The sequence below is a fragment of the Rhodoflexus caldus genome (assembly GCF_021206925.1).
GTDB classification, from domain to species: Bacteria; Bacteroidota; Bacteroidia; order Cytophagales; family Thermoflexibacteraceae; genus Rhodoflexus; species Rhodoflexus caldus.
On record NZ_JAJPRF010000007.1, the window covers coordinates 80,662 to 98,119 of the forward strand.

The window sequence follows — 17,458 nt, forward strand, 5'->3', positions numbered from 1 at the left end:
AAATACATTGCTCGTGAACATTTCCATTGCTGTCGGGTTTATGACAGTATGAAAAAATTACTTTTCATAGGCTGCTGTATGGGTCTGTTTGGCTGCAACCCCGACAAAAAAACCAAAGTCAGTACCGAAGAAGTGCACTTTGCGACATCGGCAAGCTCGGTGATGTTTTTCAAAAATGTCAGGCAGATTTATTATGAACGGCAAGAAAACAATGCGGCCAAGGCTACCATCTATCGGATGCGGAACAGAGCGAGGGATAAAAACACTCCACTAATGTATCCTGCCATTGTTTACATGTGGGCACAGGATGAGGCTTCGGTTATTTTAGAGCGCAACGAATGGCTGGCAAATGCTGCGGATACGCTGCACTTTATCTGGCAAGATACCGTCCGGCAAACAAGCGGTGAATATGTATTCCCCAATGGCGACCGACGCACCCACTACAAGTTTGCCGCTCAAATCTACCACAGCATACAGGAGGAACACAAGTTGTGGCTGAAAACAGACTCTGCCAAAGTGCCGTTTCTTGCAAAAGAAAGTGAGCGCGAACCTTTTCGCAAAATTATGATTGACTATTTCCGATTGGTGAATGTACTGCGGTAGAAAGACCTTATCCTAATAGGGCCGCCTTATGAGATGATGCGGTGAAACGGGTAGCAGTTATTTTTTTTGAGCGGATATATTGTCCGCAATGGCATCACCAACAGCTTTCATCACCTCATACCAAGCAGCAGAATACTCGGGTTTCCATCGCTCGGAACGCACGCTGGCAATTGTTTCTACTAAGAGTTTAATAAACGGCTGAAAATATTCAGGCTTGACACCGTATTTTACGTGGCGCGCTGCCAATGAGCGTACTTCTTCACCTATTTGGTCTAACTTGTTCAGTTTGGTAACTACCAGCGTTATAGCGAAGGCCAGTTTCTTGTGCTGGTCTTTATCGTTGTCTTTAAAAAGTTTTTTGTATTCAGGATATAATTGAAATAAACGTTCATAGAATCGTTGCCCGATTTCAGGGCCGTGCCCAATTAAATCTGCCCATGTATCCTTTACAATTTGGATGCTTTCTGCACTTACCATTTGCATGTTAATCATTTGGTTGAAAAAATTAGAGTACAAAAATACATTATATTGACAAAAGTTTGCCCGCAGTTTGTCTTCATTTATTACGTAACTGATAAAAACAACAAATAGCTTACTAAATTGCTGATGAAGCCTCACCGGGCTGTTCGTCATCCAACGGCTCGTCTTCTATGTCAAACTCTTCAATAATTTCTTCTTCTACGGCAAAAGTATCATCTATTTCAGGGGCTTGTACGCGTTTCAGCCTGCCGGAGTTAATCATCTCCTCTTCTTCCGAAACATACGGTATCACCTCTATAATCGGGCTGAGATTTACATCGGTTATATCATAAGGAATAATCCATGATTTCAACTGTTCATCTATGCGTTCAATAGCCTGACGGCAGTTTTGCGCCGATACAAGCATCAGAGAAGTAAAACGCTTTTCTTTACCGCTTGACTCGTCCATATCATGGTAAGCAACTTTACACTTGTACCATGTTTCACAGTCTTCGTAGTTAAAAATTTCTTTAAAGCCTGTTTTAGAAACGCTTTGAATCAAAAAATCGGGGATGGTGCTGCCAAGGCTTCTGTACAGCCTCGCCTCAGCATCGGTAAATGATACGGCATCTACCAGATAGGTTTCGGAAACCATCTTCACCTTGTCGTTTTCTAAAAACTTTGCATATTGGATTTTACACTGAAACCAAGTTGCCATAAATAAGTGATGTAAAAAAACGGAAAAACAATTTTCAGGTTACAATTCAAATGCAAATTAATAAAAATTGATTTGATGTACAAAATTATTTACGGTGAATACACCGATTCCTTTGTGTAGCAGCAATATTGCTTATGATGAAGCCCAAGGCAATTACAGCAACTCTCGCCCGAAAAAATAATTACCTGTTCGCGGAAAGGCTGATAAATCTGCAAAACTTTGCGGACTGATTCAAGGTTTTAATAGCATGAAAACTGTTGAAAAAGACTCGCCGTCCTTAATTGAGCGTTTGGAAAAAATCCATCCGCACCTGATGCTGATGTACATAGGTGTGATTGGCAGTTCGCTGATTTTCTTTTTCCTCTCGCTGTTGTTTATTAGCACTGCTTTACAACAACAAGTAGCCATACCGCTGCCTAAATCGTTTGTTTTCAGTACGGCTGTTTTGCTGATGAGCAGCTATTTTGCACATCAATACCTTCAGCATTTTAAACATGACCGCCCCAAAGAATTGAGCCATGCTGCTAATGGTTTACTGCTTACAGGTATCATTTTTACTGTTTCGCAAATAGCCGGCTGGATGGAGCTTTCAAATAGCGGGGTTCACTTGGCAGGTAAAGCTACCGGAGCATATCTGTACTTGCTGCCCGGGCTGCATATTCTTCACCTCATAGGTGGACTGATTTATACGATGGTACAGGCACTTACTGCAAAGAAAATAAGCAAAGATGCTGTTCAAGCACTCATCGTACTCAGTAGTCAATATGAGTTGGTCAAAGCCCGAATGCTTACGGTTTACTGGCATTTTCTGGATGTGGTATGGGTAATATTGTTTTTGAGTTTTTTATTGTTACTCTAATGCACCCATACCGACGAGCAACCGGAATAAAATAATGTTGCGACATTCAGATTTGAGATGTATGAAATCGGTGCAAGTCCCCTACCCTGTCTCAACAGCAACCCGCGGCTTATCCCATGCGCTCAGAGGTAAAGAATTGAACAGCATGGGATTCAAGCGCTGTTAGGGTCTTGCGACCGCTCACATGGTGTTGGAAGCACCACTGAGTTCCTGATTTTCATAAAGGCGATTTAACCTCCGCACTTACTTATACAAAATCGCAAGTGGTTTGCGAAAATGCTTTATGTAAATTATTGAAAAACAGTTGTTTAAAACCCGACAGGTTTTAAATAACTGTCGAGTTTGTTTATATCTTCCCTGCAATAAACATTAAAGATTGCGATACATTTATCTGTTTGGTTTGCAAAAAATCATAAAAAAACCGATAGCCTTTCAAGAGCTATCGGTTCTTATACCAAATCAATAAAGCAACAGATTACAAGTTCAGGCGGAAGCCAATACGGCGATAGTTTTGGCTTGGCTTCAGGTTTTCGTTGCCTTCAATGTTAAACACGAAAACAACGTTTGTGCCCGGAGCAGGTGGAGGGTTCAACACATCTACTTCCAAGAAACCAAAACTGCTATTGGCAGGAATCGTTACACGGCCGCCGTTGCGCATATTAAAATGTACCCCTTCACGACCTGTGCTTGCAGGGTCTACAGACACCGTAATTACTTCATCGTTAGGGCGTTGAGCACCCACCAAATTGATGCGGGTACGAATGGTAGCGCCACGCGTAGTTGTAATAATCGGGTAGTTTACACCCAGCGCAGGTGTTGTTGTTACGGTCTGGTCAAATTCCAATACTGCACCTTGCCAGGTAACGCGGTTATCTTCAAAGCAAGAGGTTGCAACAAGCGCAATCCCTAAGAATAAGAACAGGTTAAATATCTTTTTCATGGTCATTACATTTTGGATTAACTCGCTTTTTCCACGGTTGGCAAAACAAATGCCAACCATGGAAGAGCTATGTGAGTGAGATTAGTAACCAAAGTTTTGTTGCAAATTAGGATTAGCCTGAATTTCACGCACCGGAATAGGAGCCAAAATGCGGAAGTCGATGAAAGGCACGGTTTGCACAGGAGGAGCCTTTACGATGTCGCGGCCTAAACGCTTCAATGTAAACCAGCGGTCGCCTTCAAATGCCAGTTCAATTCGGCGTTGTTTCAGGATTTCTTCCAGCAAAGCAGCACCTGACAAAGTTACAGAAGGAAGACCTGCGCGGTTACGAATGCGGTTCAAATCTGCCAAGGCCAAAGCATCGTTGTTTTGCATAGCATAAGCCTCTGCACGGTTCAGAATAACTTCTGATACGCGGATAACAGGGATGTTATCCAAGTTTGGCTGACCGCCTTTACCCATAAACTTAGTACATTCAATCTCGGCAGTACCACGACCTGTTGTACCCAATTCGTACAATTGACGGCGCACGTCGTTACCTTCCGCTTGCATGATGTTCAACAAATCGGCAGTAGGTACCAAGTCGCCAAAACCGCCTGTACGGCTACGGTCGCCAACAGCAAGCAAAGTGGTGTAGGTAGTTTGGAGTGCTTCGTTCACACCGAGGTTTTCAGCAGTAACGTATTGCAACTCGAAAATAGACTCAGGGTGAATAGCTGCTCTCCAGCTGGCTACATACTGTGCGTTAGTTACAAATGTTCCTACACCTCTGCTCAAAGCAGCATCAGCAAAGCGAACAACGTTTGCATAATCGCGACGATGCAAGGCAACGCGGCTGTACAGTGCCTCTGCTGCTGCACGAGTTGCGTAGAAAGGTGCACGGCTGTTTGGTGTCGTAGCCAGTTTTACGATGGCATCGTCTAAGTCTTTGTAGATTTGGGCATACACAGCGTCAATAGGCGCACGTGACAGTTTTTCAATCTGGTCAGAACCCAAAATCGGAGTCAATGCCAATGGCACACCACCACGGCTGTTTTGTGTTACAATTGCACCCGGGTCATACGCATATGCACGCATGAGATTGTGATAAATCAATGCACGCAAGAAGAGCGCCTGACCTTCAATATTATTACGGGTAGCAGCAGGCATATTTACCTTTGGCGCATTATCCAGAATCAGGTTAATTTGGTTAATTGCCGCATATGATAACTGCCAAGTTCCCGCAGTGAAATGAGCATTGGGCTGATTCTGATATTCTGCCTGCAAACGGCCTGATTTGTTGGTTGCACGGCCGTTGTCTGATAATGCCTCAGGCAATGCGATAAAATCGCGGCCATACATACGCAGCGCTTGCAAACGGTCATACACGCCGGATACTGCTGCCTCCAAGGCTTCTTGTGTACTAAGCGCAGTAGCAGAGTCAATAGACTGGCGTGGCTCAACGTTCAATAAGTTGCTGCATGACGCAAAGAACATTGTTGAAGCAATAGCCAACGCCTTTATAGATAATGATAACTTCTTCATGGTTTTCTTCATTGTTTAAGGATTAGAAACCAATTTCAACACCGAAAGTATAGTTGCGCGACTGAGGAACAACACCGTTGTTACCTGCGCCTAAGTTCAAGAACTCAGGGTCGAAGCCTGTCCACTTAGTCCATGTCAGCAAGTTGATGGCTTGCGCATAAACACGGGCACGGTTGATTTTCACTTTACGCAGCAAGTCTTGAGGCAGGTTGTAGGCCAAAGTAGCCTGCTTCAAACGGATGTAAGAAGCATCTTCCAAGGTGCGTGAACCACTCAGGTGGCTGGCACCGCGTACTTCAGCATTGCCGTTGATAGGACGAGGTACGTCTGTGATTTGTCCCGGAGTGGTCCAGCGACGCTCATACACATCTACCAAGGAGTTGAACACACGGCCACCATTTTCCATCAGGAAAGAGTTTTGGTTGTTGAATTGTTTTCTTCCGAAATCATACTGGAAGAAAACTGTCAGTTCCAATCCTTTGTAAGAGAAGGTATTGGTAAAGCCACCGAAAAGGGTAGAAAGGGTAGTTCCTAACACACGGAAGTCGGTTGGGTTCAATGGCAGGTAAGTCAGGTTGCCATTTACGTCATACCACATCGGACGGCCTGTTGCAGGGTTTACACCGGCATATTGAGAGGTGAAAATAGCTCCTAACGGATGACCGATACGTACGGAAGGGTTGCCTGGCAATACGGTGTCACCATCAGCCAAACGAGTTACTTTGTTTTCCAGTTTGGTAATGTTGAATGAAGTACTCCACTTGAAGCCACCGGCATCTACGTTTACAGTATTCAGCTCAAACTCGATACCACGGTTATACAGACGACCAACGTTGTTGGTAATGCTTGAGAAACCGCTAGTCCAAGGTACAGGCTGGCTCAACAACAGGTCGCGGCTTTCTTTATTGAAATAACCGATAGTTGAAGTAACACGACGGTTGAAGAAGGCCAAATCTAAACCAACTTCAGAGTTAACCTGACGCTCCCAACGCAAGGTAGGGTTGTTCAAACTGCTTGGTGCGATACCTGCATCGTTGCCGTAGTTCACACCACCGCCAAACAGACCGCGGGAATCGAAGTTACCGATTTGTGAGTTACCGGTAGAGCCGTAGCTGCCACGCAGTTTAATCTCATCAAGCCAATCGAATTGATCTTTCAAGAAAGCCTCTTCTGTCAGCAACCATGCCGCTGAAACTGAACCGAAAGTACCGAAGCGGTTTTGATTACCGAAACGTGAAGAACCATCGCGACGGATAACAGCGTTTACAAAGTAGCGGTTTTTCAAACCATACTGAACGCTACCCACTACACCGCCACGGCGATAGCTTGTCCAGAAGCCGCCGGTAGAGATTGGCGTAGCACCTGTGTTGGCTGTACGGAACTGAGAAGTGGGGAAGGTTGTAACCTGTTGAGAGATACCCTCAAAAACTTCCTGCACGTATTCAGTAGCGAGAGTTGTATTCAACTTGTGGTCAGAACCTATATTCTTGGTAAAGTTAATTACTATTGGGTTAGCTGTAAAAGTAGCATTGTACTCACTCTCACTGGTCAAACGACCTCTCACACCAAAACCATCAGCTGTGCGCGGGTCAGCGTAGTATTCACCCTTAATTTCGCGGTAATCCAAGCCATAGAAAGAACTTACTGTAACTTCTTTGAAAGGATTCCACACCGCCTTCGCATTACCTACTACCTGACGAGTAATGTTTGTAATGGTGTTGTACTCAGCGTTCATGATAACGTTCTGGTTCAGGATACCCGCCAAGCCACCGCTTTGTGGCGTACCGAAGTAAGAACCATCTTCATTATAGATAGGGTTGATAGGGATAATCAATGGAGAAGAGAAGGCAGGAGAACCAAGGAATGAACCACCGTCAGGACTACCGAAAGGACCGCGCTGCTTAATATTGCTCAGGTTTAATGAGGTTTCAAAACGCAACTTGTTGTTTACCTGATGCTGTACTGCCATGCGGCCGGTTGCACGTTTAAAATCAATCGCAATTACGTTTGCATCTTGTTGGTTGTAAGAACCTGACAATGCAAAGGTAGTTTTGTCGTTACCGCCGCGCGCAGAAAGTTCCACGTTGTTAATAGAACCCTGACGATAAGCAGCACGCTGCCAGTCATAGGTAGGAAGAGCAGCAATTTGCTCAGGAGTCAGGTTGCCTGCCAAACGAATACCTGTCAGAGCAGAAGACAATGCTTGTGCCTCTGTCAGGGCAGGGTTTTGGTTGCGAATAGCCTCTGTACGCACCTGAATCCATTGCTGAGTGTTCAGCACGTTCATGTAGCGAATAGGCTCAACGCTGCCGTAGTAGTAGTTCAGGTTGAACTCTGTTTTACCGGCACGGCCTTTTTTGGTAGTTACCAAAACTACACCGTTACCCGCTTGTGCACCGTAGATAGAAGCCGCAGCAGCATCTTTCAGTACCTCGATAGACTCAATGTCGTTGGGGTTCAAGAATGCCAACGGGTTAGAGCTGGCAAAGTTGGTAGTGCTGGCGTTGTTCATTACTACACCGTCCACAATGTAGAGCGGTTCGTTACCGGCAGAAATAGAACCTACACCGCGAATACGTACAGAAACTGCACCACCGGGAACACCGTTAGCAGCCTGTACCAATACGCCCGCAGCACGACCTTGCAGCGCACGGTCGAAGCTTTGCATAGGCAGGTTTTGAATTACATCACCTTTTACTGAGGCAATAGAGCCCGTAATTTCACGTTTCTCCAAAGCACCGTAACCGGTTACCACTACCTCAGACAATACTTTGTCATCGGTTTCCATCTTCACATCGATAGACGAACGACCACCGACAGCAATCTCGAGGGTTTTCAAACCCACAAAACGGAATACAAGTGTACCGTTCTCAGGAGCAGAAAGACTGAACTTACCGTCAGCATCGGTCTGTGTACCTGTGTTAGTACCTTTTACTTGCACGGTAACACCGGGTAGTGGTGAACCGTCTTCAGAAGAAGTAACCTTTCCGGATACTGTTCTGGTCTGTGCCAGGGCGGCACTTGCAAAGAGCACTGCAATGAACCATGCAAAGCTCAAGTGTAACAATCGCTTCATCATTACTTGGTTATGGTTTTACAAGAATGTGTCTATCGCAAATGAATCAAATTTTTTTTAAAAGCAAAACAACAAAAGCAAACTTCTTTCGTTAAACAATTACCTCTCTTCTAAAAAAAAGATGTTGTAACACCTAATAAAAAAGCACAATCCACTGATTATCAATCAAATAAAAAAGCGACTCTGCCTATAAAAAAGCAGAGTCGCTCAAATAAAATTTTTTATTGCAAGTATGTACTTTGTTTAGCTGCCTTCCTTTTTCGGATTAGTAGCCATTGTTTTGTACCAAACTTGGGTTAGCCTGAATTTCACGTACAGGCAGTGGAGCCAGATAGCGAGGGTCGCCATATTGCAAGTTGCCTGTTGCTTTGATAACATCTCTTCCCAAGCGTTTCAGGTCAAACCAACGGTCGCCTTCAAAGGCCAACTCCAAACGGCGCTGTAAAATAATTTCATCCAGCAGCGCACTGCCTGTCAGGCCTGACACCGGAGGAAGTCCGCAACGGGTGCGAATGGTGTTTACATCGGCAATGGCCTGTGCAGTGTTTCCTAAACGCGCCTGAGCTTCCGCACGTATCAGTATCATTTCCGAAACACGGAATACGGGGATATTGTCCATGTAGATAGTACCGGTTTTACCCAAAAACTTCGTACATTCTTCTACCACGATGTTGGAACGATTCACACCGGGCTGATACAATTGGCGGCGGATATCGCCGGTTTGGTGGAGCGCCAAAAACTGTGTAGTAGGTACTACGGCTCCCCAGCCTCCCAGAGAGGTAGAAGTCAGCGCAACTCGGGTAGTAAATGCCGACTGATTGGACTCGTTCACACCGTGCGATTCGGCTTCCTGCTGAAACAGGATTTCCAAAATAGACTCAGGATGTACACGCTCACGCCATGCGGCTACGTAGTTCGCATTGGTTACGAATCGGCCTACGTTGGTATTGATGGCTTCGGTAGCGTAGCGGGAAGCATTTTCCCAGTCGCCGTTGTAAAGGGCTACTTTTGCAAACAAGGCAAATGCCGCACCTCTGGTAATGCGATGAGGGCCACCGGTAGTAGGTGCTTTTTGTATGGCTTCCTGTAAGTCTCTGTACAATTGCTGATAAACATCGCGAATGGGTGCGCGTGCCGGCTGTGTAATTTGTGTCAGGTTCAGTACGCCTGTCAGCATCAGAGGTACGCCGCCTCTGTCAAACTGGGTAACGATAACGCCCGGATCCCATGCATAAATGCGCATCATGTTGAAATACAACAGGGCACGGATGCAGCGCATTTCGCCTTCAATCTCTGCGCGACGAGTTGCAGAAAAACTGACATTCGGGAGGGCTTCCAATATCAGGTTGATTTCGTTGATGGCAGAATAGTAAGTTGCCCATCCGCCTACATGAGAACCCAATACGTTATTTCCTTGATTGACGTAGCGTCCGCCGGCGCGGTTGATAATCTGTGTGTTATCGCCCATGGCTTCCACGGTTGCTACCAAATCGCGACCGTAAATTACCTGTGCTTTTAAGTAGCTGTACACATTGGCAATAGCCGAATTAACCGCCTCGGGCGTGGTTAAAGCACGGGAGGCATCTATTGATTGGCGTGGTTCTATCTCAAGCGCACGCTGGCAACTTGTAATACCCACCAAAAGCAACAATATGGCAAGAAACTTTTGCATATTTTTCATCATTCTTACTGTTTGAAGAATTCTTTGTTAATCAATGATTAGAAACGTGCCTGCACACCGATGGTATAGTTGCGCGACTGCGGAATAATACCTTGGTTGCCTGTACCTAAATCCACAAATTCAGGGTCAAAACCTGTCCATTTCGTCCAAGTCAGCAGGTTTACGGCCTGTGCATACACGCGGAATCCATTCAGTTTTACCTTAGATACCCATGCAGAAGGCAGGTTATACGACAAGGTCAATTGCTTCAGGCGGATGTAAGAAGCATCTTGATAGAAACGGCTGATTGACTGATACGAAGAAATACGACCTGTGATTTCTGTGCGGTTGTTGGCAGGCTTAGGCACGTCGGTAATTTGTCCGGGTGTTGTCCAGCGGTTTTCATAGTAATAACGCAGACCATTGCGAAGTACGCCGCCCAAATCTGCTAAACGGAATTCCTGCTCATTGGGCGCAACTCTGCCGTAGTCATACTGGAAGAATACGGAAAGCTCCAAGCCTTTGTAGCTAAACGTATTGGTTAAACCACCAAACATGGTAGAAAGGTTTGAGTGGCCAAGTGGTCGCTGGTCGGCTGCCAATACCAAATACGTGATGTCGTTGTTGATATTATACCACATCGGGCGGCCGTTGGCAGGGTTTACGCCTGCAAAAGGTACACCCACGTTAGTAAACAGCGGATAACCTACACGAATGCCTAAGTTGCCGGGCAGCACTTCTAAGCCATCATAGAGCTTGGTTACTTTGTTTTCCAAGAAAGAAATGTTGAAGTTGGTTTCCCACTTGAAGCCGCCGTCGGTATTAAGATTGGTTGTATTGAGCTCAATTTCAATACCTTGATTTTGAACTTCACCTACGTTTTGGGTGATGGAGCTGAAGCCCGATGTTTGCGGCACCGGCTGGCTGAGCAACAGGTCTTTGCTCAATCGGCGGTAAGCCTCAAATGAGCCGCGGATACGTCCGTCAAAGAGGGCATAGTCCAGACCCAAGTTGGTTGTTTCGTTGCGTTCCCAGCGCAGGTCGGGGTTGCCCAAACCGCTCGGGCCGATGCCTTGCACACCCTGATAGATACCGCCCAAACCATACAAACCTCTGGAAGCAAAGTTGCCGATTTGGTCGTTACCGGTGCTGCCCCAGCTGGCACGCAGACGCAACTCGGTCAGTGTGGCGTTGCCTTTCAGGAATGACTCTTCGCTGATATTCCATGCAGCAGAAACTGACGGGAAGAAACCAAAACGCGTGTTGGCACCGAAACGTGAAGAACCGTCGTAGCGGGCAGTCAGGTTTACTACGTATTTCTTATTGAAGTCGTAGCGAATGTTGGTAAATGCACCTGAACGGCGGAAACCCGTCCAAAAACCGCTGATACTTACCGGGCGTGCAGCGGCATTGGTGGTGCTGAAATCAGGTGTAGGGAAACCCTGACCGTTTGAGCCGTTTGCTTCCTGAATATCTTCGCGGTATTCTGTACCAATCAGCGCATTGATGCTGTGCTTTTCGGCAAAGGTTTTTGAATAATTCAGCGTGGCGTTGGTTGTCAGGTTTTTATTATAGTTGTTGTTTACCGTCAAAGTACCCTGAATGTTGAAGTAGTCGGATAAGCGCGGGTCGCCGTAGAACTCGGTGTACAGCATACGATAGTCCATGCCTCCGAAAACTTTCAACCGCAAACCTTTCATGATGTCATAATTGGCCGAAATATTGGCCACCATTTGGTTGGTCAGACCAATTGCCTTAATAAAGTTAGCATTGGCAATCACATTCTGGCTCAAATCACCAACCATTACACGACCGGAACCCGGTAAACCGAAGAAACCGGTAGATGCTTCGGGGTCATAAATAGGGTTGAAGGGCAGGATGATAGGAGCAGAGTATTGCGGTGCACCAAAAGCCAAACTACCGCTTGAACTGCCGTAAGGGCCGCGCTGCGTAAAAGTACTCAGGTTTACACCCGTCTCGAAAGAAAGTTTTGAGTTTACTTTCTGCGTCAGGCTCAGGCGACCTGCCACGCGGGAGAAGTCAATATTAATCAAACTTGCATCCTGTTGGTTGGCAGAAAGTGAGGCGTAGAAAGTTGTTCTGTCAGTGCCGCCGCTGGCAGCCAGCTCGTAGTTATTGATAATACCGGTTTTATAGGCTTCTTTTTGCCAGTTATAGGTAGGCAGGGCAGCAATTTCTGCATCGGTCATGGTAGTCGGGAAACCCAACTGGCTCAATGCCGTGCTACGCACAGCGGCAGGAGATGCCGTAGGACTTGCATTTTGGATTGCCTCAATACGCGCTGCAATAAACTCTTGCGTATTCATCACATCCAAAATGCGGATAGGCTCTACAATGCCCCGATAGTAGTTGAACTCAAAATTGGTTTTGCTGGCTTGCTTGCCTCTTTTGGTAGTAACCAAAACAACTCCGTTAGATGCCTGCGCACCGTAGATAGAGGCCGTAGCCGCATCTTTCAACACCTCGATAGACTCTATGTCGTTGGGGTTGAGGAAGGCCAGCGGGTTGTTGCTCACACGACCGCCGCCGTCATCGCGCACGTTCATTTGCACCCCGTCCACAACGTATAGGGGCTGATTACCCGCCGTGATGGAACCTACACCGCGAATACGCACACTAACGGCACCTCCGGGCGCACCGTTGGCAGATTGCACCAACACACCCGCCGCGCGACCTTGCAAGGCACGGTCAAAACTTTGCATCGGAAGGTTCTGAATTACATCACCTTTTACCGAAGTGATAGCACCTGTGATTTCGCGCTTTTCTACTACCGAATAGCCCGTTACCACAACCTCGTTAAGCACTTTTTCATCGGCCACCATGGCGATGTCAATCACGCTGCGGTTGTTAATATCCACCTCTTGTGTCTTCAAACCCACAAAGCGGAAAACCAGCGTTTTTGCGTTATCGTCCACTGTCAGGCGATATTTACCCTCAAAGTCGGTTTGAGTACCTGTGTTGGTACCTTTTACCTGTACGGTTACACCGGGCAGAGGCTCTTTATCTTCATTAGATACTACTCGTCCCGTGATGGTTTTTTGCGCCTCTGCTAATAACGGCAGCAACAGCAGGAGCAAAAAGGGTAGAAGTTTCTGTTTCATAAGTTTACTGAAAAAACGTTGATGAAATTGAGTAAAACATTAAGGATTAATGCGGTAGCCGATGCGTGCGTAGTTATTGCTCGGCTTAATTTGCTCGTTGCCTTCCAGCACGAACACAAGCATGAAACTTTGCCCGGCTGGAATTACCGCAGGCAATACCTCAAACTGCAAAGAACCAAAGCTGCTGTTAGCAGGAATGGTTACTGCACCGCCATTGGTCAGGCGATAGTGCACCCCCTCGCGGGCAGTGCTTGCCTGCGCATCCACACGCACACGGATGGTTTGCGGTTCGGGACGCTGCGCGCCCACCAAATTCACCTGTGTACTCACAACCCCCTGACCCGCTCGAACGGCAATGATGGGATAGTTCACCCCCAAAGCAGGTGTGCGAGTTACGGTTTCGTTAAATTCCACCAAGGAATCGTTGAAGAACACACGCTTGTCCTTGAAACAAGAGGACAAGGCAAAAGTCAGACACCACAACAGTACCCAACTGAGCATTGTTTTTTTCATGTGAACAATAAAGGTTTAATGAGGCGACAAAACACCCTGTTTAGATTAAGACAGTAATGTAAAGTTATGAGACGTGAATAGCCCGCTTCGGCTAATGAATGTTTTGCAATTTCAGTAGGGAATCAGAGAAAACAAAGAAATTTCATAAAAAATGTTAAAGTTGGATTCTCACACCCGGGCCTACCAGAAAAAACCACTTGGTTTCGCGAATCAGGTAGCCAAAACCACCGAACAGCGGAAAACTGAGCTTCAAATCGCGGCGACTGGGGTAAACAGAGCCCAACACAACGATTCCTAAATCGCGGTTGTCGTTGGTGGTATTGAAATTGAAAGCGTTTAGTGCCAGCGCACCCACCCCTATCCTGTAAGGGCGTAAGGCCGCTACTTTATTGGGTTGGAAAAAGCGAAACTGTGCAATTATCGCAAGGCTGATACCGCCCAAAGAAGTGAAGCCGTCCTCCCCTATCTTCTTGGTAATCAAGCCCGCAGGGAACGACACGTCAATATCAAACGAATAGTGCCGCTGCAATACGATTTCCACTTTATGGCTGTAAACATCGCCGCCGTGCCTGTCGGAACGATGCCGGAACACAATTTCAATTTTGCTCCAATCGTCTAAATCGCGGGTTTTGCGGCTGAGAATGCTGTTGAGCAGCACAATGCCTTTGGTGCAGTCTTTGCGGTCGTAGGCAGCCCCCCGCGGCGAATTTTCGGAAGGGCAGGCACACAGATTTTCTATGCGGCGAAACTCCAACAACTGGTTGGTCTGTGAACTGATGCGCACCTCTGCCTCTAAGTACTGCTTGCCGAAAAAGCGGTCGGGAAGGTCTATGCTGTCTGCTTCAAAAGCGATGCTCACTTCCTGTACGACTTTATCGTACAAAACAATGGCGGTAATGTCCGTAATCCGTTGGTAGCCTTTGCCGTAGTCTATCTTGATAAAATCCAGCGGTTTGGCGCGTTGAAACTCTCTGATTGTGAGGTTAAAACCGGAGTTTTGCCCATTCATCACCAGTGCAATCCGTCGGCGGGAAATATCGGAAGGGATTTTCAAACGAAACTGAATCAGATTTTCGTTGCGCAATACGCTGTCTTGGCGGGCAGTTGTCAGCCCGTCAAAAGAAAAGGCAGCTTTGTCCAACGACTTGCCCTCTATGCGCAGGTCTAAACTTTCGCCGGGCTGCACGCTCAGGTTATCCGTCCATTCTGCCCCATCGCGCGAAACGGTTACGCGGGAAATGGTTGTACGGGGAATGATATTGGTATTGGTCAGATAAACCGCTTTGTCGCCGTCTTTGATGTAAAGATACCCATCCTGCTGTCGGTGCAGGCCGTAGAGTCGCAAATCGCACAATACGCGGTTGGTGCTCAATTTACTTTTGGTAAAAATTTCACCGATAAGCCTGCCTCCCGCTTCTTCCTGATTTTCAATGCGGTAGGTTTTTCGCATCATCAGGTTTTTGTGGTAATCCATTTCTACTTCCAACTCTGCACCGTTCTGTTCGTTGTAAACGATGTCATTTTTATGCAGGCGCAAAAATATCAGGCGGCTTTGCCTTGCCTGTATGGTCATTTGAATGGGCGGCAGTTGGTAGGTAGGCAACCCGTTTACTCCGATAAAAGGCCGACGTGCCGCCAACTGAATCGTCAGGTTGTGCGTGCCGGGTTCGTTAGCGCTCAAATGCAGCCTCACACGCCCCTGAAATTCGGAAATTTTATAGTCAATTACTTGATTTTCAGTCCATTTATTTTCAATCAGCAGTGTTTTCGGGTCGCTGACTTCTATGTCCATAATTTCCTCTTCGCCTACGTACAACTCATCTTTTGCCAAGCGAAAACGCACCTGCGGCGTTTTGTAGGGTAACAGGCGAATATTGAAAAATTGCTCGCGTAGGCCGCCGTCGTTGTAGATGAGCCAAAAATTCAGCGAAAGAAATTGAGCGGTACTCAGGTCGTTAAAGCGCAAGCGGGCAGTGAGATAATCCTGCGAAGGGGCAGGCATCAGCGAATCCAGCACCTGAAAGTCGGCGGAAGGTAACAACCGCCACTGCTGAATGGCTTCCGGATGTGTAAAATATATCCGCAACTCGGCAATGGTAGTGCTCTCCTGATAAGGAAAAGCCAACTGCCTGACTCCCTGAAAATTAACGCCATTGGTGCTCCACGCGTAATGTGCCGTATCTATCCAGAGCACCACATCGCGCAGAACGGGGGTTCTGCCTGTACGCGGTTGTGCCTGAACAAAAAAAGTAAGCGGCAGAAAAAACAGCAACGCGAAAAAAAACAAGTTTCGGTAGTTAGTCATCGGATTGGGGTTTGCCTTGCACAAAAATACGCTCTTTTTGAAGTCTTCCTTTGCGGTCGTAATAGCGCCAGCGGCCATCGGGCAGGCCGTCCTTGTAGTAGCCGCTGATGTTTACCGTTCCGCGCCGTTTTTCATGGTAAATCAGTCGGCTGCCATTGCCTTTCTTGAAAGTACCTTTGGGTAATACCCGCCCATTAACACCCGTAAAATCACTGATTTCCAACAACTTACCTGCATCCCACTGCTCTGTTTGGCGCAGTGCACCGTTGCTGTGAAAGTAGCGCCACTCTCCTTGCTCGCGGTTATGAACATAGCTGCCCGTTGCCCTGATTTTCCCGTTGGGATAATAGTCTGTCCATATGCCGCTTTTCAACCCATCCTCCCAGTAACCTTTGGCAACCATGCGGCCTTTGTCGTAAAAAATCCACTCCCCTACCGCACAGCCGCCATGCTGTAAACCCGTGGCTGTCATGTGGCCTTCTTCATCGTAATACGTCCATTTGCCTTCGGGTATGCCGTTTTGGTATTCGCCCGCTGCTTGCAGATACCCATTGGGATGAAAGAATTGCCAAATGCCTGTTTCCCGACCGGCTAAAAGCATTCCCTGCGCTTTTACTTTTCCATTAGGATAAAAAAGTAAACAAAGCGAATCCAAAGCTCCGGAGCGATAAATGCCGCGCATGAGTAACTCCCCTTTGGTTGTGTGCCACTCAAAAGCACCTTCGGGTTGTCCCTTTCGGCAAGCAAGTGTTACAACTTCCTGCAAATCAGTGAAATACTGCATGTTACCTTCAAGCCATCCGTTGCTGTAAATACCTTTGGCAACAATATTGCCCTGCCAATCTCTAAAAATGCGCTCACCTGCGCCGGAGTCTATCAGTACCTTGTCTTTTGTTTCCAAGCGCATCAATTGCCCGTTGTTGTAAGTTATTTTTTCCAAAACCTGCCCCTCTGCATCGTAATTCAGTTGTTGGCCGTTAAGTTTTCCGTCTTTAAACAACATTCGGCTTACACGTTTGCCCCGTTCGCTGATTTCCCAGATGCCATGCGGCACATCGTCTTTGAAATTTCCCGTTATCAGTTGGGTATCATCGGGCGTGTGAAACTCCCACCTGCCCTCGGCAAGCCCCGTTATGAAGTGTCCCTTGGCAAATAACCTGCCGTTCGGATAAAACCACTGTGAAGCTCCTTGGTAAGCCCCTTGCTTGAACCAATGCCACTCGGCGGCCAATTTGCCGTCAGGGAAATAGACCTGCCACATGCCCCGCGGGCGGCTTTTATCGGTCATACCGCGCAGGGCGTAGTGTCCCGCGCGGTTGTAGTAAGCAAAAACACTGTCTGCAACGCCTTTGCGGAACCATTGCTCACGGACAAGTTTACCCTCTATATACCACTTGCCCCAACCTTCCGGCAATCCTTTGCGGTAATTCTGCTCAAAAAAAATGCGGTTAACCGCGTACCAAAACCACTTGCCCTCGGGTTTTCCGTTGCGGTAACTGCCTTCTACTTGCAACAACTTTCCGGAAGGCGTATAAAATTTCCAAGTGCCTTCGCGGTTGCCCCGAACGGTTTTGCCTTCCTGTTGCAGCGAATCGGGAATGACAATCTGTGCGGCAGCCTGCACAGTTGCCATCAACCATATAAAACCTATCAGACGCGGTAAGAAAGTAGCCATTTTT

The 17,458-nt window shown here is 47.0% G+C and carries 12 protein-coding genes; 2 read left to right on the forward strand and 10 right to left on the reverse strand.

Translation table 11 applies throughout. The annotated features are described in order from the left end of the window. Positions 1-48: 48 nt before the first annotated feature. Positions 49-603, forward strand: coding sequence for a hypothetical protein (locus NDK19_RS09860; protein WP_250631709.1), 555 nt, complete (start codon positions 49-51; stop codon positions 601-603). 57 nt (positions 604-660) lie between these two features. Here NDK19_RS09860 and NDK19_RS09865 read toward each other — a convergent pair whose 3' ends face one another. Continuing rightward, positions 661-1,095 (reverse strand): globin domain-containing protein, encoded by a 435-nt coding sequence (locus NDK19_RS09865; RefSeq protein WP_250631710.1) that lies wholly within the window; start codon positions 1,093-1,095, stop codon positions 661-663. A gap of 103 nt (positions 1,096-1,198) precedes the next feature. Beyond that, positions 1,199-1,780: a DUF4494 domain-containing protein gene (locus NDK19_RS09870; protein ID WP_250631711.1), complete on the reverse strand. Its 582-nt coding sequence runs from the start codon at positions 1,778-1,780 to the stop codon at positions 1,199-1,201. A gap of 247 nt (positions 1,781-2,027) precedes the next feature. On the opposite strand from NDK19_RS09870, the gene NDK19_RS09875 reads away from it, so the two are divergent. After that, on the forward strand, positions 2,028-2,639 hold the full coding sequence (locus tag NDK19_RS09875) for a cytochrome c oxidase subunit 3 (RefSeq protein ID WP_250631712.1): 612 nt from the start codon (positions 2,028-2,030) through the stop codon (positions 2,637-2,639). A 475-nt stretch (positions 2,640-3,114) separates the two neighbouring features. Here NDK19_RS09875 and NDK19_RS09880 read toward each other — a convergent pair whose 3' ends face one another. From NDK19_RS09880 to NDK19_RS09915, 8 genes are all read right to left on the reverse strand, one after another. Continuing rightward, positions 3,115-3,579 (reverse strand): DUF4843 domain-containing protein, encoded by a 465-nt coding sequence (locus NDK19_RS09880; protein ID WP_250631713.1) that lies wholly within the window; start codon positions 3,577-3,579, stop codon positions 3,115-3,117. A gap of 81 nt (positions 3,580-3,660) precedes the next feature. Beyond that, positions 3,661-5,103 (reverse strand): RagB/SusD family nutrient uptake outer membrane protein, encoded by a 1,443-nt coding sequence (locus NDK19_RS09885; RefSeq protein ID WP_250631714.1) that lies wholly within the window; start codon positions 5,101-5,103, stop codon positions 3,661-3,663. Positions 5,104-5,125: 22 nt separating this feature from the next. Continuing rightward, on the reverse strand, positions 5,126-8,182 hold the full coding sequence (locus tag NDK19_RS09890; RefSeq protein ID WP_317207167.1) for a SusC/RagA family TonB-linked outer membrane protein: 3,057 nt from the start codon (positions 8,180-8,182) through the stop codon (positions 5,126-5,128). 262 nt (positions 8,183-8,444) lie between these two features. Further along, positions 8,445-9,851 carry a RagB/SusD family nutrient uptake outer membrane protein gene (locus NDK19_RS09895; RefSeq protein ID WP_250631715.1) on the reverse strand — a complete coding sequence of 469 codons (1,407 nt, stop codon included), beginning with the start codon at positions 9,849-9,851 and terminating at the stop codon, positions 8,445-8,447. A gap of 47 nt (positions 9,852-9,898) precedes the next feature. Continuing rightward, positions 9,899-12,961: a SusC/RagA family TonB-linked outer membrane protein gene (locus NDK19_RS09900; RefSeq protein WP_250631716.1), complete on the reverse strand. Its 3,063-nt coding sequence runs from the start codon at positions 12,959-12,961 to the stop codon at positions 9,899-9,901. Positions 12,962-13,000: 39 nt separating this feature from the next. Beyond that, positions 13,001-13,474, reverse strand: a complete 474-nt coding sequence (locus NDK19_RS09905) for a DUF4843 domain-containing protein (protein ID WP_250631717.1) — start codon at positions 13,472-13,474, stop codon at positions 13,001-13,003. A gap of 154 nt (positions 13,475-13,628) precedes the next feature. Beyond that, complete coding sequence (locus tag NDK19_RS09910) at positions 13,629-15,779, reverse strand: hypothetical protein (RefSeq protein ID WP_250631718.1); 2,151 nt, start codon at positions 15,777-15,779, stop codon at positions 13,629-13,631. Beyond that, positions 15,772-17,454 carry a toxin-antitoxin system YwqK family antitoxin gene (locus NDK19_RS09915; protein ID WP_250631719.1) on the reverse strand — a complete coding sequence of 561 codons (1,683 nt, stop codon included), beginning with the start codon at positions 17,452-17,454 and terminating at the stop codon, positions 15,772-15,774. Before NDK19_RS09915 ends, NDK19_RS09910 begins: the two co-directional genes overlap by 8 nt. Between the last annotated feature and the right edge of the window lie 4 nt (positions 17,455-17,458).

Coding starts and splice junctions, on each gene's coding strand:
- NDK19_RS09860 (WP_250631709.1), top strand. CDS start 49: ATGAAAAAATTACTTTTCATAGGCTGCTGTATGGGTCTGTTTGGCTGC.
- NDK19_RS09910 (WP_250631718.1), bottom strand. CDS start 15,779: ATGACTAACTACCGAAACTTGTTTTTTTTCGCGTTGCTGTTTTTTCTG.
- NDK19_RS09890 (WP_317207167.1), bottom strand. CDS start 8,182: ATGATGAAGCGATTGTTACACTTGAGCTTTGCATGGTTCATTGCAGTG.
- NDK19_RS09880 (WP_250631713.1), bottom strand. CDS start 3,579: ATGAAAAAGATATTTAACCTGTTCTTATTCTTAGGGATTGCGCTTGTT.
- NDK19_RS09895 (WP_250631715.1), bottom strand. CDS start 9,851: ATGCAAAAGTTTCTTGCCATATTGTTGCTTTTGGTGGGTATTACAAGT.
- NDK19_RS09870 (WP_250631711.1), bottom strand. CDS start 1,780: ATGGCAACTTGGTTTCAGTGTAAAATCCAATATGCAAAGTTTTTAGAA.
- NDK19_RS09875 (WP_250631712.1), top strand. CDS start 2,028: ATGAAAACTGTTGAAAAAGACTCGCCGTCCTTAATTGAGCGTTTGGAA.
- NDK19_RS09865 (WP_250631710.1), bottom strand. CDS start 1,095: ATGATTAACATGCAAATGGTAAGTGCAGAAAGCATCCAAATTGTAAAG.
- NDK19_RS09900 (WP_250631716.1), bottom strand. CDS start 12,961: ATGAAACAGAAACTTCTACCCTTTTTGCTCCTGCTGTTGCTGCCGTTA.
- NDK19_RS09885 (WP_250631714.1), bottom strand. CDS start 5,103: ATGAAGAAGTTATCATTATCTATAAAGGCGTTGGCTATTGCTTCAACA.
- NDK19_RS09915 (WP_250631719.1), bottom strand. CDS start 17,454: ATGGCTACTTTCTTACCGCGTCTGATAGGTTTTATATGGTTGATGGCA.
- NDK19_RS09905 (WP_250631717.1), bottom strand. CDS start 13,474: ATGAAAAAAACAATGCTCAGTTGGGTACTGTTGTGGTGTCTGACTTTT.